15 protein-coding genes and 1 tRNA gene are annotated in these 23,311 nt (G+C 67.4%); 6 read left to right on the top strand and 10 right to left on the bottom strand.

The features are described from left to right. Nucleotides 1–134 precede the first annotated feature (134 nt). The 3 genes from VK533_RS04745 to VK533_RS04735 all read left to right on the top strand — a co-directional run bounded on the left by VK533_RS04745 (nucleotide 135) and on the right by VK533_RS04735 (nucleotide 10,277). Nucleotides 135–5,894, top strand: coding sequence for an alpha-2-macroglobulin family protein (locus VK533_RS04745; protein ID WP_324375495.1), 5,760 nt, complete (start codon nucleotides 135–137; stop codon nucleotides 5,892–5,894). Further along, nucleotides 5,891–8,029, top strand: a complete 2,139-nt coding sequence (pbpC, locus tag VK533_RS04740) for a penicillin-binding protein 1C (RefSeq protein WP_414712280.1) — start codon at nucleotides 5,891–5,893, stop codon at nucleotides 8,027–8,029. Before VK533_RS04745 ends, pbpC begins: the two co-directional genes overlap by 4 nt. A 271-nt stretch (nucleotides 8,030–8,300) precedes the next feature. Then, nucleotides 8,301–10,277, top strand: a complete 1,977-nt coding sequence (locus VK533_RS04735) for an AAA family ATPase (protein ID WP_324375494.1) — start codon at nucleotides 8,301–8,303, stop codon at nucleotides 10,275–10,277. A 7-nt stretch (nucleotides 10,278–10,284) separates the two neighbouring features. Here the strand turns inward: VK533_RS04735 and VK533_RS04730 are convergent. Then, nucleotides 10,285–10,361 (bottom strand) — tRNA-Pro (locus VK533_RS04730). 353 nt (nucleotides 10,362–10,714) lie between these two features. Between VK533_RS04730 and VK533_RS04725 the strand changes: the two genes are divergently transcribed. Beyond that, the gene (locus VK533_RS04725) at nucleotides 10,715–11,353 is read left to right on the top strand and encodes a PEPxxWA-CTERM sorting domain-containing protein (protein WP_324375493.1); all 639 of its coding nucleotides are present in this window, start codon (nucleotides 10,715–10,717) and stop codon (nucleotides 11,351–11,353) included. A gap of 83 nt (nucleotides 11,354–11,436) precedes the next feature. Here VK533_RS04725 and VK533_RS04720 read toward each other — a convergent pair whose 3' ends face one another. Genes VK533_RS04720 through VK533_RS04710 form a run of 3 tightly spaced genes read right to left on the bottom strand, consistent with a single transcriptional unit; the run spans nucleotide 11,437 to nucleotide 17,139 of the window. Continuing rightward, nucleotides 11,437–14,943: an error-prone DNA polymerase gene (locus VK533_RS04720; RefSeq protein WP_324375492.1), complete on the bottom strand. Its 3,507-nt coding sequence runs from the start codon at nucleotides 14,941–14,943 to the stop codon at nucleotides 11,437–11,439. Continuing rightward, entirely contained in the window at nucleotides 14,940–16,463 is a 1,524-nt protein-coding gene (locus tag VK533_RS04715) for a DNA polymerase Y family protein (protein WP_324375491.1), read from the bottom strand. Before VK533_RS04715 ends, VK533_RS04720 begins: the two co-directional genes overlap by 4 nt. Then, the gene (locus VK533_RS04710; protein ID WP_324375490.1) at nucleotides 16,387–17,139 is read right to left on the bottom strand and encodes a hypothetical protein; all 753 of its coding nucleotides are present in this window, start codon (nucleotides 17,137–17,139) and stop codon (nucleotides 16,387–16,389) included. Before VK533_RS04710 ends, VK533_RS04715 begins: the two co-directional genes overlap by 77 nt. Before the next feature lie 123 nt (nucleotides 17,140–17,262). Here VK533_RS04710 and VK533_RS04705 point away from each other — a divergent pair, with 123 nt between their 5' ends. Continuing rightward, a complete protein-coding gene (locus VK533_RS04705; protein ID WP_324375489.1) occupies nucleotides 17,263–19,089 on the top strand; it encodes a gamma-glutamyltransferase family protein in 1,827 nt (608 codons plus the stop codon). Between the two features lie 11 nt (nucleotides 19,090–19,100). Beyond that, entirely contained in the window at nucleotides 19,101–19,514 is a 414-nt protein-coding gene (locus VK533_RS04700) for a TIGR01244 family sulfur transferase (RefSeq protein ID WP_324375487.1), read from the top strand. Between the two features lie 56 nt (nucleotides 19,515–19,570). Here VK533_RS04700 and VK533_RS04695 read toward each other — a convergent pair whose 3' ends face one another. The 6 genes from VK533_RS04695 to VK533_RS04670 form a co-directional block, all read right to left on the bottom strand. Beyond that, nucleotides 19,571–19,762, bottom strand: coding sequence for a hypothetical protein (locus VK533_RS04695; protein WP_324375485.1), 192 nt, complete (start codon nucleotides 19,760–19,762; stop codon nucleotides 19,571–19,573). A gap of 189 nt (nucleotides 19,763–19,951) precedes the next feature. After that, entirely contained in the window at nucleotides 19,952–21,406 is a 1,455-nt protein-coding gene (locus VK533_RS04690; RefSeq protein WP_324375483.1) for an ammonium transporter, read from the bottom strand. A 16-nt stretch (nucleotides 21,407–21,422) separates the two neighbouring features. After that, nucleotides 21,423–21,761 (bottom strand): P-II family nitrogen regulator, encoded by a 339-nt coding sequence (locus VK533_RS04685; protein ID WP_324375482.1) that lies wholly within the window; start codon nucleotides 21,759–21,761, stop codon nucleotides 21,423–21,425. A 160-nt stretch (nucleotides 21,762–21,921) separates the two neighbouring features. Then, nucleotides 21,922–22,473, bottom strand: coding sequence for a DUF924 family protein (locus VK533_RS04680; RefSeq protein WP_324375480.1), 552 nt, complete (start codon nucleotides 22,471–22,473; stop codon nucleotides 21,922–21,924). Continuing rightward, nucleotides 22,470–22,658, bottom strand: coding sequence for a DUF2007 domain-containing protein (locus VK533_RS04675; protein WP_324375479.1), 189 nt, complete (start codon nucleotides 22,656–22,658; stop codon nucleotides 22,470–22,472). The genes VK533_RS04680 and VK533_RS04675 overlap by 4 nt, the downstream gene beginning before the upstream one ends. Next, a partial coding sequence (locus VK533_RS04670) for a metallopeptidase TldD-related protein (RefSeq protein WP_324375478.1) occupies nucleotides 22,658–23,311 on the bottom strand: 654 nt, incomplete at its 5' end. The genes VK533_RS04670 and VK533_RS04675, both read right to left, overlap by 1 nt.

Below are 23,311 nucleotides of genomic sequence, written 5' to 3'. Positions count from 1 at the left end.
GACGCCACGCGTCGTCGCGCATGGTGCGCTTCAGATGCCGGCATAAAGCCAATCAACTCGTCGTAAGAATCTCACGCTTCACCGCTAGACGGCGACGTGATTTGCGCGCAGATTGTGCGCAAAGGGAGAGTCGGATGCGCAGGAGTCTGGCGTGGGTTTTCGTCGTTCTGGCTCTTGTGCTGATCGCGTCGCCGCGTGTGTTCGGAGATTCGCCGACCAGCGTCACTAGCGCGATCGTCGGCCGCGATCCGGCCGGCATCACCCGCTTCACCGTGCGCTTTTCGGCCGCGATGGCGCCGCTCGGTCAGGGCACGCCGCCGCTCGCGATGACCTGCCCGGTGCCCGGCGCCGGGCGCTGGATCGATCCGCAGACCTATGTCTGGGAATATGCGCGCCCCTTGCCCGCGGGCCTGTCGTGCAAGGCCACGCTCAATGACGATCTGAAGGATGCGGCGGGCGCCGCTATCGGCGGCACCAAGCGCTTCCCGATCGACAGCGGCGGGCCCGTGGTGCTGGCGATCCTTCCCGATGGCGGCACCGGCGGCGGCGAAGACGACGAGGATGGCGGATCGGTTCAGATCGAGGAGGAGCAGGCCTTCCTGGTTGCGGCCAACGGGCCGGTCGATCGCGCCTCGATCGCGGCGGGGGCCTATTGCGCGGTAGATGGCATCGGCGAGCGCATTCCGGTCGATCTGCTTCCGCCGCAGACGGCCGAACAGGTGCTGACCGCGATCAAGAGCGGCTGGCTCACCCAGAGTTTTCTGCAGAGCGCGGGCCTGCCCCAGCCTTTGCCCGCATCGGCCAAGTTGCGTGCCGCCGCGCTGGCCAATGTCGTCGCGCTCAAATGCCGCCGGCCGCTCCCGCCCGGGCGCGACATGGCGTTGGTGTGGGGCGCGTCGATCCGGTCCCCCAGCGGGCACAAGGTCGGCGAGGACCACCGCTACGACTTCAAGGTGCGCAAGGAATTTTCGGCGCGGCTGACCTGCTCGCGCGCCAACGCCAATGCCGGCTGCGATCCGATCGAAGCGATCGCGGTCGAATTCTCCGCGCCCGTCGCGCGCGCTGACGCGATGAAGCTGCGGCTGGAGGTCGCGCCCGGACGCGCGCTCGCGCCCAAGCAGGATGCCACCGACCACAGCGCCACGGTCAGCCAGATCAGCTTCGTCGCGCCATTCCCGCCCGCGATCACCGCGCATCTGCTGATGCCCGCCGGCCTGCGCGACGAAAGCGGCCGCACGCTCGCCAACGCGCGACGCTTCCCGCTCGATGTCGACATCGCCGACGCGCCGCCGTTGGTGAAGTTCGCCGCCCCCTTCGGCATTCTCGAGGCGCGCGAAGGCGGGGTGCTGCCGGTGACGGTGCGTAGCGTCGAGCCGCGCCTGATGGGCCAGGTCGCCGCCATTTCGGGCGTCAAGGCACGGATCGACAATGACGACGATGCGACCATCGCCGACTGGCTGCGGCGCGTTGCCAAGTCGCAGGCCGACGACATGCGCGACGAGAAAAATGGCGGGAAGACCGTCACGATCAACCATACCGGCGATCGGCCCGTGCTCGGCGGCGAGGACGGTGGCACGCGGATGAATCTCGGGCTTCCCGGCGGCGGCCACAAGATGGAAGTGGTCGGCATCCCGCTCGAGAAACCCGGTTTCTATGTCGTCGAACTCGCCAGCCCCCGGCTCGGCCGCGCTTTGCTGGGACGGCCCGCGACGCGCTACGTCGCGGCCTCGGCTCTCGTCACCAACATGGCGGTCCATTTCAAATGGGGGCGCGGCGCCTCGCTCGCCTGGGTGACCGCGCTCGACAGCGGCAAGCCGGTTGGCGACGCGCTGGTCGCCGTGACCGATAGCTGTTCCGGTCACAAGATCACCTCGGGCCGGACCGATGCGAGCGGGCGGCTCACGCTTCGCGGCCTGCCCGATCCGTCGAACATCGACGGGTGCGAATCGAGCGGGGCGGATTCGCCGCCGTTGATCGTCTCGGCGCGCAAGGATGGCGACATGTCGTTCGTGCTGACGAGCTGGGGCGAGGGCATCCAGCCGTGGAATTTCGACCTGCCTTATGGCTGGCAGGCGCCCGAGCCGATCTTCCACACGATCTTCGACCGCACGTTGCTGCGCGCGGGCGAGACCGTTCACATGACCCACGTCTATCGCCGGCCGGTGCTCACGGGTTTCCGCTCGGGCGGGGCGCTCAAGGGCGTGCTCCAGTTCAAGCATCGCGGATCGGACATGGAGTTCGACGTGCCGGTCACGATCGACCGCGCCGGCATGGGCGAGAGCAGCTGGACGCCGCCCAAGGGTGCGCCGACCGGCGACTATGATCTGACGCTCCAGGTCGGCGACAAGACCCAGATGACCGGCCAGTCGATCCGCGTCGACGAATATCGCCTGCCGACGATGCGCGCGAGCGTGAGCGGGCCGCGCGAGCCTGCGGTTCGGCCCAAGCGGCTGCCGCTCGATCTCTATGTCGGCTATCTGTCCGGCGGCGGTGCGGGTCATGCGCCGGTCCGGTTGCGCGCGGCTTTCGCGCCCCTCAGCAGCGTCCCTTCTGGCTGGGAAGGCTGGACCTTTGGCGGCGCGGCGGTGCGCGAAGGCACCGTCCCGCTCGACGAGGATCAGAACGACCTGACCGCGGCGGCGCCCCCGCCCGCAATCACGCTGCCGGTCGCGCTCGATGCGCATGGCGCGCTCCGCACCGCGCTCGACATGCCCGCGCTCGCGGATGCGGCGCAGATGACGGTCGAGATGGATTATGACGACGCCAATGGCGAGACGCTGACCGCATCGACCGCGATCCCGATCTACACCTCGGCGGTCCGGCTCGGCCTCAAGCCCGACGGCTGGATGCAGCGTGCGGGCGCGATGCGGCTCAAGGTTGCCGCACTCACCGCCGACGGCAAGATCATCGCCCGCCAGCGCGTTTCGGTCGCGCTCTACACACGCGAAATCCTGTCGGCGCGGCGGCGGCTGATCGGCGGTTTCTATGCCTTCGACAACAGCGCGAAGACGACGCGCATCGCCGCCCATTGCAGCACGAGCACCGACTCGCACGGCATGGCCGATTGCGATCTCGATCCGGGCGTGTCGGGCGAAGTGATTGCGGTCGCGACCACCAAGGACGCCGACGGCAACGAGGCGCGCGCGGTGACTTCGGTCTGGCTCGCGGGCGACGACGATTGGTGGTTCGGCGGCGACAATGGCGACCGGATGGACATCGTCCCCGACGCCAAGACCTATCGCGCGGGCGATGTCGCCCATGTCCAGGTGCGGATGCCGTTCCGCAGCGCGACCGCTTTGGTGACGGTTGAGCGCGAGGGCGTGCTGTCGTCCTTCGTCACCACGATCTCGGGTAAGGACCCGGTCGTCAACGTGCCCTTGCCGGGCGCCTATGCGCCCGACGTCTTCATCTCGGTGATGGCGGTGCGCGGCCGGATCGCGGGCTGGCGGCTGTGGCTCGCCGATTTCGCGCGGCGCTGGCATCTGCCTTTCTTCAGCCAGGACGGCGCTTACCCGACCGCTTTGGTCGATCTCGCCAAGCCCGCTTACCGGATCGGCATCGCCAAGGTCGCGGTCGGGTGGGAGGCGCACCAGCTCAAGGTCGCGGTCCAGACCGACCATCAGCATTACCCGGTGCGCGGTCATGCGCGTGTCGGCGTGCGCGTGCTCGGACCCGACGGCAAGGCGCCGCGCCAGGCCGAGATCGCCTTCGCCGCGGTCGACGAGGCTTTGCTCCAACTCTCGCCCAACGACAGCTGGGATATCCTCGACAAGATGATGGGCGAACGGCCCTTGTCGGTGCTGACCTCGACCGCGCAAATGCAGGTCGTCGGCAAGCGCCATTACGGCCTCAAGGCGGTCGCGAGCGGCGGCGGCGGGGGCGGCGATCTATCCTCGCTCACGCGATCCGATTTTCGGCCGGTCCTGCTGTGGCGCGGACGCGTCAAGCTCGATGCGCAGGGCAGGGCCATGCTCGACGTGCCGCTGGCGGATTCGCTGTCGGCTTACCGGCTGGTCGCGATCGCGACCGCGGGCGGCGATCTGTTCGGAACCGGCAGCGCATCGATCCGCACCGTCCAGGATCTGACGATCTATGCCGGCGTGCCGCCGCTCGTGCGCTCGGGCGATTTCTATGGCGCGACCTTCACTTTGCGCAATGGCACTGACCGGCCGATGAAGGTCACTGCCAATGTCACGCTTGCGCCTGCCATCGCGCGCGGCGCATCGCTGACGGTGACGATCCCGGCGGGCGGCGCGGCGCCGGTCACATGGCGGCTAACCGCGCCGCTCGGCCTGGACAAGCTCCATTGGACCGTGACCGCACGCTCGGCCGACGGCCACGCCAGCGACCGGATGGCGATCGACGAGCAAGTCGTGCCGGCCGTACCCGAACAGGTGTGGGCGGCGACTTTGCTGCATGTCGGGCCCAGCAGCAGTATTCCGGTCGGCCCGCCGCCGGGCGCGCTGCCGGGCCGGGGCGGGATCGACGTGGCGCTGATGGCCTCGCCCGCGCCGCCACTGACCGGCGTACGCGCATATATGCTTGCCTACCCTTATGGTTGCTTCGAACAGCGCCTGTCGAAGGCGGTCGCGCTCGACGATCGCGCCGCCTGGGCGAAGCAGATGGACGCGCTGCCGACCTATGTCGCGGCTAACGGCCTGCTCCATTACTGGCCGATGCCCGACGAGCCCGGCTCGATCGCGCTCACCGCTTATGCCTTGTCGCTCACCGCCGACGCCAGCCTGCCCTGGCCCGACACCGCCAAGGCCGGCCTGATCGAGGCGCTGCGTGGCGTGGTCGATGGCCGCATCACCGAGGAGGGCAATGGCCCCGGCGATGCGCGGCTGCTGCGGCTGGCCGCGCTGGCGGCGCTCGCCCGCAATGGCGCGGCAACCCCGGCGATGGTTGATCAGCTTGCCATGCCGCTCGGCGATATGCCGACCGTGACGTTGGCCGACTGGCTGATCACGCTCGATCATGTCGCGGGCGTCGATCCGCGCCGGATCCAGGCGGCCGAAGCGGCCTTGCGCAGCCGGATCGTCTATGAAGGCACGCGGCTCGACCTCACCGACAATCGCAACGCGCCGTGGTGGATGATGGTCAGCGACGACGAGATGGCGTTGAAGGCCTTGCTCGCCGTGTCGGGCCGTCCCGGCTGGCAGGCGGACGCGCCGCGAATGATGGTCGGTATCGCGCTCCGGCAGATGCAGGGCCATTGGGATACGACGCCCGCCAATGCCTGGGGCACGCTCGCGGTGCGCCGCTTCGCCGCCGCTTATCCCGGCAGCGCGACCGGTCTCACCACGGCAACCCTGGGTGGGAAGACCATGACCAGCAACGCACTCCAGCCGCCCGTGCTGCATCTGCCCTTGCCACGTGTCCCGGGCGCCTTGCTGTTGAAGCATGATGGCGATGCCGGGCCGTGGGCGACCGTGTCGGTGCGCGCCGCCGTGCCGCTGACCGCGCCGGCTTTCGCGGGCTATCGCATTAGCCGCGAGGTCTCCTTCCTCCAGCGGCAACGGCCCGATCGGATCAGCCGTGGCGATGTGGTGCGCGTGCGGATCACGGTCGATGCGCCGGTCGACCGGACCTGGGTCGTGATCGACGATCCGATCCCGGCGGGCGCCTCGATCCTCGGCGCGGGCGGCGGGCAGTCGGCTCTGCTCGCGGCGCAGGCCGGGGGCGGCAACGGCTGGCCATCTTATGTCGAGCAGGGGCTCGACGCGTGGCGCGGCTATTTCCGCTGGATGCCCAAGGGCAAGACGACGGTCGAATATGCGGTGCGCCTCAACGGCACCGGCCGGCTGCAATTGCCGCCGACGCGGGTCGAGGCGATGTACTCGCCCGAAATCCACGCCGCTCTGCCCAACGGCACGCTGACGATCGTCCCGTGACCGATCGCTTGCGGACCTGGCTGGGCTGGCTGCGCCGTCGGCCGACTTTGTGGCTGGTGGCGCCGCTGCTGGCGGTGGTTGCGCTCGCCTTGTGGACGGCGCCGCCGGCGATGCCGGATTACGCGAAGGCGCGGGGCGACTGGCGATCGAGCGAAGCGTGGCTGCGCGACCGCGACGGGCGGTTGCTCGATATGGTGCGCGTCGATTATTCGGTGCGGCGGCTCGACTGGGTGCCGCTCGACCAGATCGCGCCCGCGCTGCGCGACGCGGTGATCGCGGGCGAGGACAAGCGCTTCCGTTCACACAATGGCGTCGACTGGACGGGGCTGGCGGGATCGGCCTGGGCAGGGCTGCATGGCCGCCATGCGCGCGGCGCAAGCACGCTGACGATGCAGCTCGCCGGCTTCCTCGCGCCGGAACTGGGCGATCCGGGCACACGCGGCCTGCGCGGCAAGCTTCGCCAGATGCGCGCGGCGTGGACGATCGAAGATCGTTGGTCGAAGGATCAGATCCTTGAAGCCTATCTCAACCTCGCCGCCTTCCGTGGCGAAAGCCAGGGCGTGGGCGCCGCGTCGCGCGCTTTGTTCGGCAAGAAACCCGACATGCTCGACCGCGATCAGGCGTTGCTGCTCGCGGCTCTGCTGCCGTCGCCGCAAGCCGATCCCGGCCCGGTCGCGCGGCGCGCCTGCCGCATCGGCCGGCTGCCCGATTGCACGATGATGCTGGCAGAGGCGGAGGCGATGACCGCGCCCGCGCAGGCCCTGGCCGACGATCCCGATCTGGCGCCGCATCTCGCCGTGCGCCTGCTGACGCAGCCCGGCCAGACTGTAACGACCACGCTCGACGTACGCGTCCAGACGATCGCCGCGACCGCGCTCCGCCATCAATTGCTCGGCCTCGGTGCCGAGCGCGCACGCGACGGCGCGGTGGTGATCGTCGATAATGCGACTGGCGACGTACTCGCTTATGTCGGCGGGGTCGGCGGCGCGTCGACCGCGTCGCACGTCGACAATGCCGATGCGCCGCGTCAGGCCGGATCGACGCTCAAACCCTTCCTCTACGGCCAGGCGATCGAGCGCGGTTACCTCACCGCCGCCTCGATCCTCGACGACTCGCCCGTCGAGCTCGACACCGCCTCGGGCCTCTATGTGCCCAAGGATTACGACCATGATTATAAAGGGCCGGTCAGCGTGCGGACCGCGCTCGCGGGCTCGCTCAACGTGCCGGCGGTGCGCGCCTTGCTGGTCGATGGCGTCGAGGATTTCCGCGATCGGCTGTGGGACATGGGCTATCGCGGCCTGACCGAAGACGGCGACTATTACGGCTTCAGCCTCGCGCTCGGGTCGGCCGAGGTGACCTTGCTGCAGCAGGCGGCGGCCTATCGCGCTCTGTCCGACGGCGGGCGCTATCTGCCGCTGCGTCTGCGTGCCGACGACCCGATCGGACAACGTCGCGCCGTAATGGCGCCGGGCGCGGCCTGGATCGTGGACGATATTCTCGCGGATGCCGATGCGCGCGCAGTCACGTTCGGGCTCGATTCCGCGTTGCGCCTGCCTTTCTGGGCCGCAGCCAAAACCGGCACGTCCAAGGCGATGCGCGACAATTGGTGCGTCGGCTTCGCCGACCGCTTCACCGTCGCAATATGGGTCGGCAATGCGGAGGGCGACAGCATGACGCGTGTCTCCGGGACGAGCGGCGCTGCGCCGGTATGGCGCGAGATCATGCTCGCGCTCCACCGCGACCGGCCCGGCCGCGCGCCCCCGCGCCTGCCGCAGGTCGAGGCGCACGGCGTTCGCTTCGTCGGCAATGTCGAGCCGCCCCGCATTGAACACTTCCTCGCCGGCACCGGCCAGGCGATGCTCGAACAGGCGCCGGCGGCGGCGCGGCGGCCGCATATTGTCAGTCCCGTTTCAGGCAGCGTCTATGCGCTCGATCCGGATATCCCGCCCGCACGCCAGCTGATCCGCTTCGCTGCGATCGGCGCGACCGCGGGCGAACGCTGGCGGCTGGACGCGCGCGATCTGGGCGATGCGGGCTCCAGTCCCGCGATCCTGCCGCCGCCCGGCGCGCACCGCCTTGCCCTGGTCGGGAGCGACGGCCGCGCCGAGGATCAGATATTGTTCACGGTGAAGTGAGGCCGCCGGACTTGCCGATTCGCGCAAATCGCCGTAGAGGCGCCCACCCGCCGGGCGAGTCTCGCCCGGCCAAGGAGACGATCATTGCTGGACTATACCGCCATCACGGGATGTCTGTCCCGCGGCGTCCGGCCCCAGTCGTAACGCGCTACCCGTAGCGCTGCGGCCGGGTCCGAACCCGCCCGCAGAATTCCCAGAAGAGATTTGAAGATCGGCCGCGCGCCGTGGCTTTGCCGCGCTTGCGCCGCGTCCGACGGGATACGGGACTATCATGGACGAATTTTCGATCGTCCGGAGCAGCTTGCTCCGGATCGGACATGGCGTGCGGCCGTCGTCGCCGCTGGCCGAGGCATTGCTCGAATGGGCTTTGCCGCATCAGGAGTGGCTGACCGGCACACCGCCTGGTGAGGCCGCGCCGGTGCTCGCGGATTTGCTCGCGGCGGTCGCATCTGCGCCGGCGCGGGACGAGCCGCGCCCGCATGTGCTGCAGCTTGCCGATGCGCTCGGCGAGGTGCTGGCGCTCGCGCCGGACGATCTGGCGTTGCTGGTCGTCATGATCGCGGCCGACCGCTTCTCGCGCCTGAACACGTTGTTGCGGGTCGCGACCGGGCACGGCTTCGATCTGCCCGAGCTGCTGGGTGAGCTTGCCGGCTTCGCGCCGCACGAGGCGGTGCGCCTCGTCCGGCGCAGTGCAGCCTTGCGCCTGGGGCTGGTCGGCTTCCATGCCAATCGCCAGGGCCAGATCGAGCTGGACATCCGCTGGACGCTTGAGCGCTTTCTCGATCGCGCGCCGACGGTTGGGGACGATATCGTCGATTTGCTGGTCGGGCCGCGCCAGGAAGCACGGCTGGGGCTGGACGATTTCCCGGCGGCGGCGGATGTGGATTTCCTGGTGCGCCTGCTCAAGGGTGCGCTCGGTGATGGCGCGCAGGGCGTCAATATCCTGATCCACGGACCACCGGGCACCGGCAAGACCGAGCTTGCGCGCACGCTGGCGGCAGCGGTTGGCGCGCCGCTCCATGCGGTCGGCGAGGTAGACGAGGACGGCGACGAGCCGACCCGCTGGGAACGGGTCGCGGCACTGCAATTGGCGCAACGAATCCTTGCCGGCCGCGGCCAGACGATCCTGCTGTTCGACGAGATGGAGGATCTGATCGGCGAGGCGCGGCCCAGCGGCGGCGACTGGTTCGCCAAGCGCGACGGGAGCAAGATCTTCGTCAATCGCCTGATCGAGAATAATGCCGTCCCGATCATCTGGACCAGCAATGCGATCGGTAATGTCGATCCCGCGATCCTGCGGCGGATGAGCTTCGTGCTGAAGCTCGATCTGCCGACGCCGGCGGCCGCGCGCCGCATGCTGGATCGGATCGCAACCGACGAAGGCGTCGTGCCGGGTGCGGCGTTCGATACGTTGCTGGCGGCCGCGCCCGAGACCGCGACCGTGCTGCGCGTCGCCGCCCGCGCGGCGCGGCTGGCGGGCGATGCGGATGCAGGCGCACGATCGGCGGGAGCACTGGTGCGCGCCTTGCGCGATGGAGAGGTACGCCTCGATCCGATCGAGCCATTCGATTCCGATCTGTTTGAAAGCGACCTGCCGCTGCAGCCTTTGCTCGATTCGATCGTGGACAGCGGCGTGCATGACGTGTCGCTGTTGCTGTCGGGGCCGCCGGGCACGGGCAAGACCGCGCTCGCGCATCATCTGGCGCGCGCGCTCGATCGGCCGCTGGTGGTGAAGCGCGGATCGGACCTGTTGTCGCGATGGGTCGGCGGCACCGAGGCGGCGATTGCCGACGCCTTTTACGAGGCGCGGCAGCGCGGTGGCGTATTGCTGTTCGAAGAAGCGGATTCGCTGCTGTTCGACCGCGCCACCGCGCAGACGAGCTGGGAGGTGGGTCAGGTCAACGAGCTGCTCACCTGGCTCGACCGCCATCCCTTGCCGGTGGTGGCGGCGACCAACTATGCGCGGCGGCTCGATCCCGCCACCTTGCGCCGGTTCGTGTTCAAGCTGGAATTGCGGGCACTCGGCCCCGCCAAGACGGCACGCGCGTTCGAACGCTTCTTCCACATGCCGGCGCCGTCGGATTTGCGGGGGCTGCTCAATCTGACGCCGGGCGATTTCGCGCTGGTGGCGCGCCAGCTACGCCATCGTCCCGCGGCCAACGCGCAGGTGATCGTCGATCGGCTTTACGTTGAATCGCAGGCGAAGCCGGAAGGGGGCGGCACGATCGGGTTCGCCATAGCGGGATAAGGGCGGATGGTCGGGGAGACAGGATTCGAACCTGCGGCCCCCTGGTCCCAAACCAGGTGCGCTACCAGACTGCGCCACTCCCCGACGCCGTTCGCGCTCTAGAGCCTGATCGCGGGAGGGGGAAGCGCTTTGCGCATGTCGGCGTGACGCTCGTTCACGGCGAGAGAGTTCGAATAAGTTAAAGTAATGACCGTTGGATATATATCCAAAGATTGTTAATTATAGTTAATTGTAACTTCCATTTGACTATTTACCGGGTTTGCTAAGACTCAATTGACCTAGGCAACACGAAAAAAATCCAGTAACGCAAATTCATGGCCGATAAGGCTGTGGGGTTTGTGGGGATCGACTATGTTGCGTTTTGCTTGGGTTGCGTGTGCTGCGCTTGCTGCTTTTTCTGTTCCGGCGCAGGCGGTTACCTATACCACGGCGGGGCCGTGGTTGACGGATTGGGCAACAATGTCGATCCCGGCCTTGGCGCGGGCGAGGTGCTGGTTACCGGCTTCGACGGCCATGACATCCTCAGCTATGATCCGGCGCAGTCGTCGGGCTTCGGTCTTTATACCGGCAGCTATTCGGGCGTCGCGGCAGCGCCTGCGGGCGACACCAGCCAATATATGGCGATCAGCACCGGCGGCAGCGTGCTGTTCGATTTGCGCAGCCTCGGCTCGATCCACAGCGCGAGCGTCTATCTGGGCTCGATCGATACCTACAATTTCATCGACGTGATCGGCCGCGATGGCGCCGGCAATCTCGATTTCTCGCATGCGCTGCTGACGATCGGTGGTGCGGATCTGCCGCCCAGCAATGGCGACTGGTATGACGCGCAGACCAATCGCCGGCTGACGCTGAACTTCGGCGCCTCCGACAATGTCGGCGCTTTGGTGTTCCGCTCGAACGGGGTCGCCTTCGAATTCGATTCGCTGGGCGTGGCCAGCCATCACGATGTGCCGGGCAATCACAGCACGGCCGCCGTGCCGGAGCCGGCAAGCTGGGCGATGATGGTCGGCGGTTTCGGCCTGGTCGGCGCTGCGATGCGCAGCCGCCGCAGCAAGCTTTCGTTCGCGCGTTCCTGAGCCGGGGGGCTTCCCCGTCGCGCGAGGTTTTGATCTACCGCATTTTCCGAGTCGTCCGGTGACTTCACCGGACTAGAAAATGCTCAGTGGAAATCGCGCGATGGGGGCAGGATACGCACGTTGCGGGGATGGCTGCCGCGCGGCACCGCATGGCGCGGCATTTGCGGATGTTCGAACACGTCGGCGCGGCTGAGCTGCACGCGCGTTGGATGATCCTCCGACAGGCGTTCGAGTTCGGCGGTGCGGTCGACGACATGCGCGCCCATCAGATGGACGACGCCCTCGTCGCTCTTCTGGATGATGCCGTGCACCTCCATCAGCCGCGACGCCATCACCGGACGGCGATATTTCTCGAAGTCGCGCGCCCATAGCAAAACGTTGGTGACGCCGGTCTCGTCCTCCAGCGTGATGAAGATCGCCTTGCCCTCGCCCGGCCGCTGACGGACCAGCACCACGCCCGCCACCTTGGCGCGCGTACCGTCCTTCGCCTCGCGCACCTGCTTCGAATTCAGGACGCCTTCCGTCGCGAACAGGGTGCGCAGGAAGGACATCGGATGCGCCTTCAACGACAGGCGCGTCGTCTGGTAATCGGCCGCGACATGTTCGCTGAGCGGCATGGCGGGAAGCTGGGGATCCTCTTCCTGGCCCAGCTCGCGCGCATCGGCGGCGGCGAACAAAGGCAGCGCATCGGCGGGCGTACGGCGCACCTCCCACAGGGCCTCGCGCCGGTCGTGGCCGAACGACCGGAAGGCATCCGCGTCGGCGAGCAAGCGTAGCGCACGCGAGGGCAGCGTGCCCGCCCGGGCAAGCGCCTCGATCCGCTGGCCGGCATTGCCCGGTGCGACCGCACCGCGCGTCGCCATGATCTTTTCAGCCCACTCCTCCTTGAACCCGTCGATCTGGCGGAAGCCGAGCCGCACCGCCGGCGCGCCGTCGCCCGGTTCGAGCTTGTTGTCCCAATCGCTGAACGCGGCGTCGATCTCGCGCACCTCGACGTCATGATCGCGCGCGCAGCCCACGATCTGCGCGGGCGCGTAGAAACCCATCGGCTGTGAATTGAGCAGGGCCGCGCAAAAGGCGGCCGGGTGGCGCTTCTTGAGGAAGGCCGAGACATAGACCAGCAAGGCGAAACTCAACGCATGGCTTTCGGGAAAACCGTAGCTGCCGAACCCCTTGATCTGATCGAAGCAGCGCCGCGCGAACTCCTCGGAATAGCCGCGTGCCGTCATCCCGCCGACCATCTTCTTCTCGAATTTCGGCATCGTGCCGACATTGCGGAAGGTCGCCATCGCGCGGCGCAGCTGGTTGGCCTCGCCCGGCGTGAACGCGGCCGCCACGATGGCGAGCTTCATCGCCTGTTCCTGAAACAACGGCACGCCCAGCGTCTTGCCGAGAATGCCGCGCAGTTCGTTGGGATCGTGCGGGGGAGCAGGGGAGGGATAGTCGACCTTCTCGATCTTCTGGCGCCGCCGCAGATAGGGATGGACCATATTGCCCTGGATCGGTCCGGGCCGGACGATCGCGACCTGAACGACAAGGTCGTAGAGATTTTCGGGCCTGAGGCGCGGCAGCATGTTGATCTGCGCGCGGCTTTCGACCTGGAAGACGCCGACGCTGTCGCCTTTCTGGAGCATCGCGTACACGTCCGCCTGATCCTCCGGCAGGCTGCGCAATTCGTAATCGGTGCCGTCAAAATCGCGGATCAGGTCGAACGCCTTGCGGATGCAGGTGAGCATGCCAAGCGCGAGCACGTCGACCTTCATGAGGCCGATCGCGTCGATATCGTCCTTGTCCCATTCGATGAAGGTGCGGTCCTCCATCGCGGCGTGATGGATCGGCACGGTCTCGTCGAGCCGATGCTCGGTCAGCACATAGCCGCCGACATGCTGCGACAGATGGCGCGGAAAGGGCGCCTCCAGCAATTTGGCGACGAAATGGTTGAGCCGCTCGATCTCGGGATTGTGGAGGTCGAAGCCGGTCTCCTTGAACCGTTCCTCCTCCATCTGCGTCGCATAGCTGCCCCACACCGTGCTCACGAGCCGGGTGGTGACGTCCTCGGTCAGACCCAGGGCCTTGCCGACCTCGCGCACGGTCGAGCGCGAACGGTAATGGATGACGGTCGCGACGATCCCGGCACGGTGGCGGCCATAGCGGCGATAGACATATTGCATCACCTCCTCGCGCCGTTCGTGCTCGAAATCGACGTCGATATCGGGCGGCTCCTCGCGGTCGGCCGACATGAAGCGGGAGAAGAGCAGATCATGCTTGGCCGGATCGACCGCGGTGATGCCGAGCAGATAGCAGACCATCGAATTGGCCGCCGATCCGCGCCCCTGGCAGAGGATGCCCTGCGAACGGGCGAAGCGCACCAGATCGTGCACGGTCAGGAAATAATAAGGCAGGTCCGGACGCGTGCCGAGCAGCGCGAACTCTTCCTTGAGCATCGCGCGCACATTGTCGGGCAAGCCCTTGGGCCACCGCTTCGCGGCGGCTTTCCCGACAAGCTGCTTGAGCCATTTGAAGGGGAGTTTGCCCCTGGGCACCGGCTCGTGGGGATATTCGTATTTGAGGTGCGCGAGATCGAACTGGATACGTTGGTGGAAGCGCAGCGTCTCCTCGATCGCGCCAGGATGATCGCGGAGCAGGCGCGCCATTTCCGCAGGCGCCTTGAGGTGACGCTCGGCATTGGCTTCGAACCTTTTGCCGCCCTCCCGCACGGTGATGCCGAGCCGAATCGCGGTGAGCACATCCTGCAGCGGCCGATCTTCGGGCGCGGCGTAAAGCGCGTCGTTGATCGCGAGCAAAGGCACCTGCGTTTCGCGCGCGAGCCTCGCCAGCCTGGCAATGCGTCTGTGGTCGGCGCCCGAGCGTCGCATCGCCGCACCGAGCCAGATGCGATCGGACGCGGCGGCGCGCAGGATGGTCAGCGTGCGCGTCAGCAGGTCAGGCGCGGCCCGGGTGGGGAAGGGGATGACATTGTCGCCGCCCGCACCGTCATTCACGCGCACGCGGGAATCCCGCTTTTCTTCACCGTGGGCAGGAAGCGGGATTCCCGCTTTCGCGGGAATGACGTTGGAAAGGAGAGAAGGCTGTTCCGCCTCATCATCCGGCAGGTGGGTTTGCTTATCCTCCTTGCGCGCAATGCCTTCGCCTTCGCGGCGCGTGCTGGCGGGCAGGACGATCAGCAGCAGGCCATCGAGATGCGCGAGCAGATCGTCCAGCTTGAGCACGCAATCGCCCTTGTCGGCGCGCAGATTGCCGGTCGACAGCAGGCGGCACAGCCGGCCCCAGCCATGCCGCGTCTCGGGGTAGGCGATGATGTCGGGCGTGCCGTCGGCGAAGATCAGCCGCGCGCCGGTGACGAGCTTGAAATCGCGCAAGGGCTCGCCGGTTTCGACGAGCGCTTCCTCGCGTTTGTCCTTGAGCGCTTTCCATACGCGCACCACGCCCGCGACCGTGTTGCGGTCGGCGATTCCCAGCCCGGCGTGGCCGAGCGCCAGGGCGCGCGCGAGCATGTCGCTGCCGTGGCTCGCGCCATGCAGGAACGAGAAATTGCTGGCCGCCGCCAGCTCGACATAGGCCGCGCTCATGCGAACAGCCCGTGGATATACCAGCCAGGCTCCTCGTCGCCGGGCGTGTGCTGGCCATGGCGGAACAGCCAGAAACGGTGGCCGTCCGCATCCTCGACCCGGTAATAATCGCGCGGCTTGCCGCCGCGGTCGCGCCGGTGCCACCATTCGGCGGCGATCCGTTCGGGCCCTTCCCAACGCGCGATGCTGTAGGCCCGGCCGCACCAGGTGAAGCGCATCGGCGGTCCGTCGGGCACCTCCGACATGACCGCGCCGACCGGCTGGGGCGGATCGAGCAGGCGCACGGGGCGCATCGGCGGCTCGCCTTCCGGCGCGGCCTCCCACGATGGCGATTGCGATGGCGCGCAGGCGACGGCGGCGCATTCGGGGATATGCGTGTTCTCGGGCCGCGCGCGATAGATGCGGCGTGCGCCCAGCCGTGCAGACAGACGATCGACCAGTTCGGCCAGTTCCTCCTTATGGCGTGCGGTCGCGAGATGATCGTCCTGGCGCGCCACCAGCTTTTCGGTGCCGCCGACATCGAGCCGGATCAGGTCGAAGCCGAAACCGGGGTCGATCGGGTCTGACAGCGCATCGATCCGCTCGCGGAACAGGCGGATCAGCAGGGCCGGGTCGCGCGTCGGCTGGCCGGTGGTGACCTCGACCATGGCGACCGCGCCATCGCTGCGGAACAGGCGGGCAAGGAAGCGGCGGCCGCCTTCATGGCGTTCGAGCAGGGTTTCGGCGGCGTCCCGGCCCAGGTCCTCAAGACAGGCGAGCGCGTCCTCGACCCGGCCGATCGGCTCGGCGAAGCGGCGCAAGGCGAACACCGGCGGCAGCGGGCGCTCGGGCGTGATGTGACGATCCTGCTCGCCGAGCAGGCGGCCGAGCCGGATCGCGAGATCGCCGAACCGCGCGGCCAGCATCTTGCGCGGGCGGCGAGCAAGCGCGCCGATCGTCTTGAGCCCGGCGCGGCGCAGCGCGAGCGTGACCGGCGCTTCGGCCTCCAGCGCCTCGACCGGCAGAGCGAACAGGTCGCACTTGCCCCGCCCGAAGCGCGCAAGGGCGCGCGCCTGTTCGGGTGTGTCGCCATAGTCGAGCAAAGCGGTGACCCCGCCCTGAGCGAGGCGTGCGGCGAGATCCTGGCCGAGACCCGCTTCTCCGTCGAAAGCATGGGTGCAGCCGGTGATGTCGAGGATCGCGCCGTCGGGCGGCGCGGCCGCGGCCATCGGCGTGTATCGCGCGCAGCCCGCGACGATGCGGGCGAGCAATCGTGCCTCACCGCCATGATCGCGGTCGTGTACAACCAGCTCCGGCACCCGCGCACGGGCATCGGCAAGCGTCAGGTTGGGCATGAGCCCCAAAGCGAGCGCCGATCGCGACAAGGCGGTCAGCCGCATCGCATTGTTGATCTTCTCGACGAAGACGGTCGGCGGTTCCTGCCCGCGTGGGCGTGCCGCCGGATCAGCCAGCCGCCAGATATCCTCCGCCAGCATCGGCAGCCAGATCGCGAGATAGCGACGCGAAGCGGGCGCGGTCACGATCCCACTCCAGCCGCCAGCCGGAGGACGGCGCGCCGCCGCGCTGGCGCACCAGATCGAGCAGGAAAGCGGGGTGACCGGGCGCGTCCGCCTCCAGCGCAACCGAGAGTGCCGATGTCACCCGCCAGCGCGTGATCGCGGCCGAGGGTCCTTGCGGATCGGCGGTGCGCAGCAGGATCGCGGTGGTGCCCGATCGCTCGGCGAACAGGGTCAGCCGCCGGCTGGCGGTGAGATCGAGCGCGGACGCCGTCCCCGCCGGTTCGATCACCACGGTTCCGGCCGCGGGCGAACGCACCACATCGCCCGCCGCGCGCAGCAGGGCTTTCTCGTCGGGCGCCCGCACGAACAGGATGCGCGCCGGATCCACCCCCAGTTCGGCGAGGCCGGGCGGGTAGAGCGGGCCGCGCCGCCGCTCGCCTTTCTCCTCCGCGATCCAGACGATCGGGCTGTCCTTGCCGCTCGCCCGCAACGCCAGCATCAGCGCGAAGCCGGCCGCGCTCGCGCCGTCCGCCGCCTCCGCCGGCCACACTTCGTGCAGTCGCCCCTGGGCGAGGCCCCCGCCAAGGATCGTGTCGAGCCGCTCCACGCCCAGCGCAAAGCGCGCGGGCGGGGCCGCCGGTTCGTAGCCGGACAGGCGCTCTCGGAGCGCGGCGGGGAAAGGCGACTCGCACGTCATTCGTTCTCTTTATGTTCTTATGCCACAACACCCACAACCCGAGTCAAGCGGAGACGGTTCCCCGCTTGCGCCGCACGCGGCAGTCGCGTCAGATGCGCTCTTCGAAATTCGGGGGAGTCGCGCATGAAACGTCGGTCCTTTCTGGCGGCTATTCCCGCCGCTGCGGCGGCGGTGCCGTTATTGGCGCAGACGCGGCCGGGCGATCCGGCGCCTGCGCCGCAACCTGGTTTCCAACCCGCCGATGCGCCTTCCTTCAACCGCCCCGACGTCCACGCCGGCGACCGGCCGTTCGGCGCCAGCTTCGGGTCGCGCTCCGCCGTCTATGGCCGTTCAGGCGCGGCCGGTACCGCGCATCCGATCGCGACCCAGATCGGGATCGAGATCCTCAGGAAGGGCGGTTCGGCGGTCGACGCCGCGATCGCGATCAACGCGGCTTTGGGCTTCCTCGAACCCACATCGAGCGGGATCGGCGGCGATTGCTATGCGTTGATCTGGGACCCGAAACTCAACAAGGTCGTGGGCCTCACCGGATCGGGCCGTTCGCCGCAGGCGCTGACATTGGAAATCGCCCGGTCGCGCGCGAAGAACGGCGCGCTGCCGTCTTTGGGTGCGGTGACCGTATCGACTCCCGGTGCGCTCGATGCCTGGTGGACGCTGCACCAGCGTTACGGGAAGCTGTCCTGGGCGGACGTGCTCGCGCCCGCGATCGACATTGCCGAGAATGGCGTGCCGGTGCCGCCGATCATCGCCAATTATATCCGGCTCAACTTCGTCGCCTTCCGCCGGCCCGGCGCGGGTATCGAGGATCTCGCCAATGCGCTGCGCACCTACGCGCCCAACGGGGAGACGCCCGCCGTCGGCGCGGTGTTCCGCAATCCCGATCTCGCGCGCACCTACCGCATGATCGCGCAGGGCGGCCGCGACGCTTTCTACGAAGGCCCGATCGCACGCACGATCGACGCTTATTTCAAGCGGATCGGCGGCTGGCTGTCTTATGCCGATCTCGCGCGTCACCACAGCGAATGGGTCGAGCCGCTCTTCACCACCTATCGCGGCGTCGGCGTCCACGCGATCGGTGCCAACACGCAGGGCTTGGCGACGCTCCAGATGCTCAACATCCTGGAGAATTTCGATCTCAAGGGCGCGGGCTTCCAGTCGCCGCTGTCGATCCACCTCCAGGCCGAAGCCAAAAGGCTCGCCTATGAGGATCGCGCGCGTTTCTATGCCGATCCGCATTTCTCGAAAGTGCCGGTCGAATGGCTCGCGTCCAAGGACTATGCCGCCCAGCGCGCGAAGCTGATCCGGCCCGACCGCATCCTCGATCCGGTCTATCCCGGCCAGGCGCCGAGCCATGGTGACACGACCTATTTCACCGCCGCCGACAAGGACGGGATGATGGTGTCGATGATCCAGTCCAACTTCCGCGGCATGGGATCGGGGCTGGTGGCGGACGGACTCGGCTTCATGTTCCAGGATCGCGGCCAGCTCTTCTCGCTGCAGGACGGCCATCCCAATATCTATGCGCCGGGCAAAAGGCCGTTCCAGACGATCATCCCTGGCTTCGCGACGCGCGACGGCAAGCCCTGGCTGTCGTTCGGCGTGATGGGCGGCGACATGCAGCCGCAGGGCCAGACCCAGATATTGCTCAACCGGATCGATTACGGGCTCGATGTCCAGGCAGCCGGCGACAGCCCGCGTTACCATCATGAAGGCTCGTCGCAGAGCATGGGCGAGGATTCGCCCAGCCTGCCCAAGACCGGCCTGCTGCGGCTGGAGAGCGGCGTGCCAGATGCGACCAAGGCCGCGCTCGCCGCGATCGGCTGGACGATCGGCAAGCCCGACGGCGGGTTCGGCCGTTACGAATGCGTCGAACTTACTGCGCCCGGCGGCGAACGCGTCTATGCGGCCGCCAGCGAGATGCGCGCCGACGGATGCGCGCTGGCCTATTGAGGGAGATACCCATGTTCCGCACGCTCGACCCATCCATCTCGGTCTTCGGACAGATCGAGCCCGAGGATGTCGCCGCGGCCAAGGCGCAGGGCTTCACTACGATCGTCAACAACCGCCCGGAAGGTGAGCAGCCGGGCCAGCCGGCGGGTACGGAGATCGAGGCGGCGGCGAAGGCCGCGGGGCTCGATTATGTCGCGATCCCGGTCGATCATTCTGGCTTCGCGGACTGGCAGGTCGCGGCGATGGCCGATGCGCTGGAGACGGCGAAAGGCCCGGTGCTGGCCTTCTGCCGCTCGGGCACGCGCTCGACTTTCCTGTGGGCGCTCGCGCGCAACCGGCTGGGTGATGACGGTGAGGCGCTGATCGCGAAGGCAGCGGGTGCGGGCTACGATTTGAGCTCAATCCGTTCGGTGCTGGGGGCGTAGGCCCCGTCATTCCCGCGTTCGGGGGAATGACGGGATAGGGAGGTGCGCCCTCCCGGTCAGACGAATTGCGCGCGCTGCTTCTTGAGGGCCTCGAGCTGCTGTTCCAGCTCGGCAATACGATCCGACGATCTGTCCTCATCGCCCGCGCCCGAATAGGCGGCGGCCTGTTCGGTGAGGGTATGGAGATTGTCCTCAAGGAGGGCGATCTGGTCTTCCACTTCGGCGAGGGTCGGGTTGGTGTCGGACACGGGACGATCTCCTTGAAACGCCGATGGGCTCGGTGGGCCATAGCTTGCTTCCGGCGCCCGCGCACAAAAAAGAGGCCGGCGGATCTCTCCGCCGGCCAGTCGTTCGCAGGAGGAACCCCTGGAGGGATGGGCCTAGGCACATCCCGAACTTTGGAACTCTGGGGTGAGCCGAAGCCCACCCCGAACTTGTCAGTAGTGGTAGGCCCGCTCGCCATGCTCGGAGATGTCGAGGCCCTCGTTCTCGGCTTCGGGGGAGACGCGGAGGCCCCACACCTTGTCGATCGCGAAGTAGAGGATGAACGAGATTACGCCGGACCAGAGCAGGGTGAACCCTACTGCCTCGGCCTGCACGGTCAGCTGGTGGACCCAGTCATAGGTCGCCACGACCAAAGTGCCCGGCTTCGAGGCGTAGTCGGCGATGCCCTGGCCGCCCAGCGCCGGATTGGCGAGGATGCCGGTGCCGAGCGCGCCGGTGATGCCACCGATGCAATGGACGCCGAACACGTCGAGGCTGTCGTCATAGCCGAACTTCGACTTCACGAAGGTGACGAAGAAGAAGCAGATCGGCGAGACCGCCAGGCCGAGGATGACCGAGCCCATCGTCCCGGCATAACCCGAGGCGGGGGTGACGGCGACAAGGCCGGCGACCACGCCCGAGGCTGCACCAAGCAGCGACGGCTTGCCCTTCACGACCTGCTCGACGAGCAGCCAGGAGAGGCCGGCGGCGGCGGTGGCGATCATGGTGTTCATGAAAGCGACCGAAGCCACGCTGGAGGCTTCGAGGTTGGAGCCGGCGTTGAAGCCGAACCAGCCCACCCACAGCAGGGAAGCGCCGATCATGGTCATGGTTAGTGAGTGCGGAGGCATCGGCTCCTTGGGGTAGCCGATCCGCTTGCCGATCACGAGGCAGCCCACCAGGCCGGCGATGCCGGCATTGATGTGCACCACGGTGCCGCCGGCGAAGTCGATCGCGCCCTTGGCGAACAGCCAGCCTGCATCGGCATTGGCCGCATCGAGCGCCGCGGCACCCTTGAGAGCCGCTGCCGCGATCGAGTCCGGACCTTCCCAATACCACACCATGTGCGCGATCGGGAAATAGACCAAGGTCACCCACAGCGCGATGAACAGCATCAGCGGCGAGAATTTAACCCGCTCGGCGAAGCTGCCGACGATCAGCGCAGGCGTGATCATCGCGAACGTCATCTGGAAGAGGACGTAGGTCAGCTCGGGGATATAGACCCCGTTCGAGAAGGTCGCCGCCAACGCGTTGGCGTCCACACCCTTCAGGAAAAGCTTGGTGAGAGGATTGCCGAAGAACTGGGTCGGGCCGGCGGTGAACGCCTCCGAATAGCCCCAGCACACCCAGATCACGCCGACCATGCAGACGATCATCAGCACCTGGGTAAGCACCGACAGCATGTTCTTGGTGCGGACGAGGCCGCCATAGAACAGGGCCAGGCCCGGGATCGACATCATCAGAACGAGCAAGGTCGACACCAGCATCCAGGTGTTGTCGCCCTTGTTCATCGTCTGCGGCGGAATCGGAGAAGCGGCCGCGGCCGCCTGCGCAAGCGCGGGATGGGCAAGGAGGGCGGTTACGCCCACCGTGCCGAGCCCGGCCAATATCTTGGTCGAAAGCTTCATGTTTCCCCCTTGAATCTTAGAGAGCCGTCTCGTCGGTCTCGCCGGTGCGGATCCGCACGACTTGACCGAGATCGAGCACGAAGATCTTGCCGTCGCCGATCGCGCCGGTGTTGGCGGATTGCTGCACCGCCTCCACGACACGCGGCGCCAGATCGGTGCTGCACGCGACCTCGACCTTGATCTTCGGCACCATGTTCGTGCTGTATTCAGCACCACGGTAGATCTCGGTCTGGCCCTTTTGGCGGCCGAAGCCTTTGACTTCGGTGACCGTCATGCCCTGAACGCCGAGCGCGGACAGAGCCTCGCGCACGTCGTCGAGCTTAAACGGCTTTATGATAGCTATGACGAGTTTCATTCCACCTCCCTGTTCAGCGCCCGCTGCTGCATCGCAAAAAGCGTGCCAGTGGAACCAAAGAGCGGAGAGGACGTTGCGGCGGCGTTTCTTTCGCCCGCCGCTTAGGCAATTATGAGCTTATGCCTTCTTTTTAGGCAAGCTTTGCGGCAAATTGGCCTCTTTACCAGCTCGCACTTGCAGCGATGGCCTTGGTTTCGCCGGAGCGGTCGGGCCGGCCGAGCGCGGCGTTGCGCGCCGGAAAGCGGCCATAGTGCGCGATCATGTCACGATGCTTATGCGCATAGTCGATCTGCTCGGCCCGACCGAGTGCCTCGAACAGGGCGACCGCGCGATCCTGCATCGCCAGATACTCGCTGTGCTGGAACGGCATGTAGAGGAACATGCGTTCGTCCGGACTCAGCCGTGCGTCGAAGCCGCGATCGATCGCGTCCTGGGCAATAGCAAGCGCCAGAGGGTCGGTCGCGAAAGCGCGCCCCTCACCGCGGAACATGTTGCGTGAGAATTGATCGAACAGCACGACCGCCGCCAGCGCCTTGCCCGCCGTGCCGAGGAAATGATCGGCCGGCCGGCTCCGCCACTCCTCCCACAAAAGAAGGAAGCGATCGCGGATCGCGGCGTCGGTTTCAGTGGAGTGTGTCCACCATCCGTTCGGCCCGACTTCCCGAAACCAGAAGTCGATTATGGCGCGCGCGCCATCGGCGCTCGCGGTCATGCAAAGGACTCCAGCACGCGGCGGGCTTCGGCTTCGTCCTCGTCGAGAACCATGATCCGCGCGGGCACGAACAACACGGTCTCCCGGTCGAACATGACGCTTTCGATGCCTTCCTCGGCGAGCGCGGACTGGACGATGGAGGCCAAAGCGCGATCGTAATAGCGCTCCAGTTCCACCAACGGCATCAGGCGGCGGTTCCGCCCACGGTAAGGCCGTCGATCAGCAGGGTCGGCTGGCCGACGCCGGCGGGGACCGATTGGCCGCCCTTGCCGCAAATGCCGACGCCTTCGTCGAGCGCCATATCGTTGCCGATCGCGGCGACCTTGGTCAGCACGGTCGGGCCGTCGCCGATCAAAGTCGCGCCCTTGATCGGCGCGCCGAGCTTGCCGTTCTCGATCTTGTAGGCCTCGGTGCAGCTGAAGACGAACTTGCCGCTGGTGATGTCGACCTGCCCGCCGCCGAACGACTTGGCGTAGATGCCGTTCTTGACGCGGCTGAGGATCTCGTCGGGATCGTCGTTGCCGCCATACATGAAGGTGTTGGTCATGCGCGGCATCGGCGCATGCGCGAAGCTTTCGCGGCGGCCGTTGCCGGTCGGAGCGACGCCCATCAGGCGCGCGTTCAATCGATCCTGGATATAGCCCTTGAGGATGCCGTCCTCGATCAGGACGTTGGTCTGGGTCGGCGTGCCCTCGTCGTCGATGGTGAGACTGCCGCGGCGGCCCTCGATCGATCCGTCGTCGACCACGGTCACGCCCGGGGCGGCGACGCGCTCGCCGATCCGGCCGGCAAACGCGCTCGTTCCCTTGCGGTTGAAATCGCCTTCAAGGCCATGGCC

The organism is Sphingomonas sp., assembly GCF_035317925.1.
In the GTDB taxonomy this organism is placed as follows: domain Bacteria; phylum Pseudomonadota; class Alphaproteobacteria; order Sphingomonadales; family Sphingomonadaceae; genus Sphingomonas_I.
The sequence above is the reverse complement of the archived record's forward strand: the minus strand, read 5'-3'. Positions and strand labels throughout refer to the sequence as shown.

What these genes read in the sequence shown, in the direction of transcription:
- VK533_RS04690 (WP_324375483.1), bottom strand. Translation starts at nt 21,406, where the DNA reads ATGAAGCTTTCGACCAAGATATTGGCCGGGCTCGGCACGGTGGGCGTA.
- VK533_RS04745 (WP_324375495.1), top strand. Translation starts at nt 135, where the DNA reads ATGCGCAGGAGTCTGGCGTGGGTTTTCGTCGTTCTGGCTCTTGTGCTG.
- VK533_RS04710 (WP_324375490.1), bottom strand. Translation starts at nt 17,139, where the DNA reads ATGACGTGCGAGTCGCCTTTCCCCGCCGCGCTCCGAGAGCGCCTGTCC.
- VK533_RS04735 (WP_324375494.1), top strand. Translation starts at nt 8,301, where the DNA reads ATGGACGAATTTTCGATCGTCCGGAGCAGCTTGCTCCGGATCGGACAT.
- VK533_RS04675 (WP_324375479.1), bottom strand. Translation starts at nt 22,658, where the DNA reads ATGCCGTTGGTGGAACTGGAGCGCTATTACGATCGCGCTTTGGCCTCC.
- VK533_RS04720 (WP_324375492.1), bottom strand. Translation starts at nt 14,943, where the DNA reads ATGAGCGCGGCCTATGTCGAGCTGGCGGCGGCCAGCAATTTCTCGTTC.
- VK533_RS04705 (WP_324375489.1), top strand. Translation starts at nt 17,263, where the DNA reads ATGAAACGTCGGTCCTTTCTGGCGGCTATTCCCGCCGCTGCGGCGGCG.
- VK533_RS04680 (WP_324375480.1), bottom strand. Translation starts at nt 22,473, where the DNA reads ATGACCGCGAGCGCCGATGGCGCGCGCGCCATAATCGACTTCTGGTTT.
- VK533_RS04700 (WP_324375487.1), top strand. Translation starts at nt 19,101, where the DNA reads ATGTTCCGCACGCTCGACCCATCCATCTCGGTCTTCGGACAGATCGAG.
- VK533_RS04685 (WP_324375482.1), bottom strand. Translation starts at nt 21,761, where the DNA reads ATGAAACTCGTCATAGCTATCATAAAGCCGTTTAAGCTCGACGACGTG.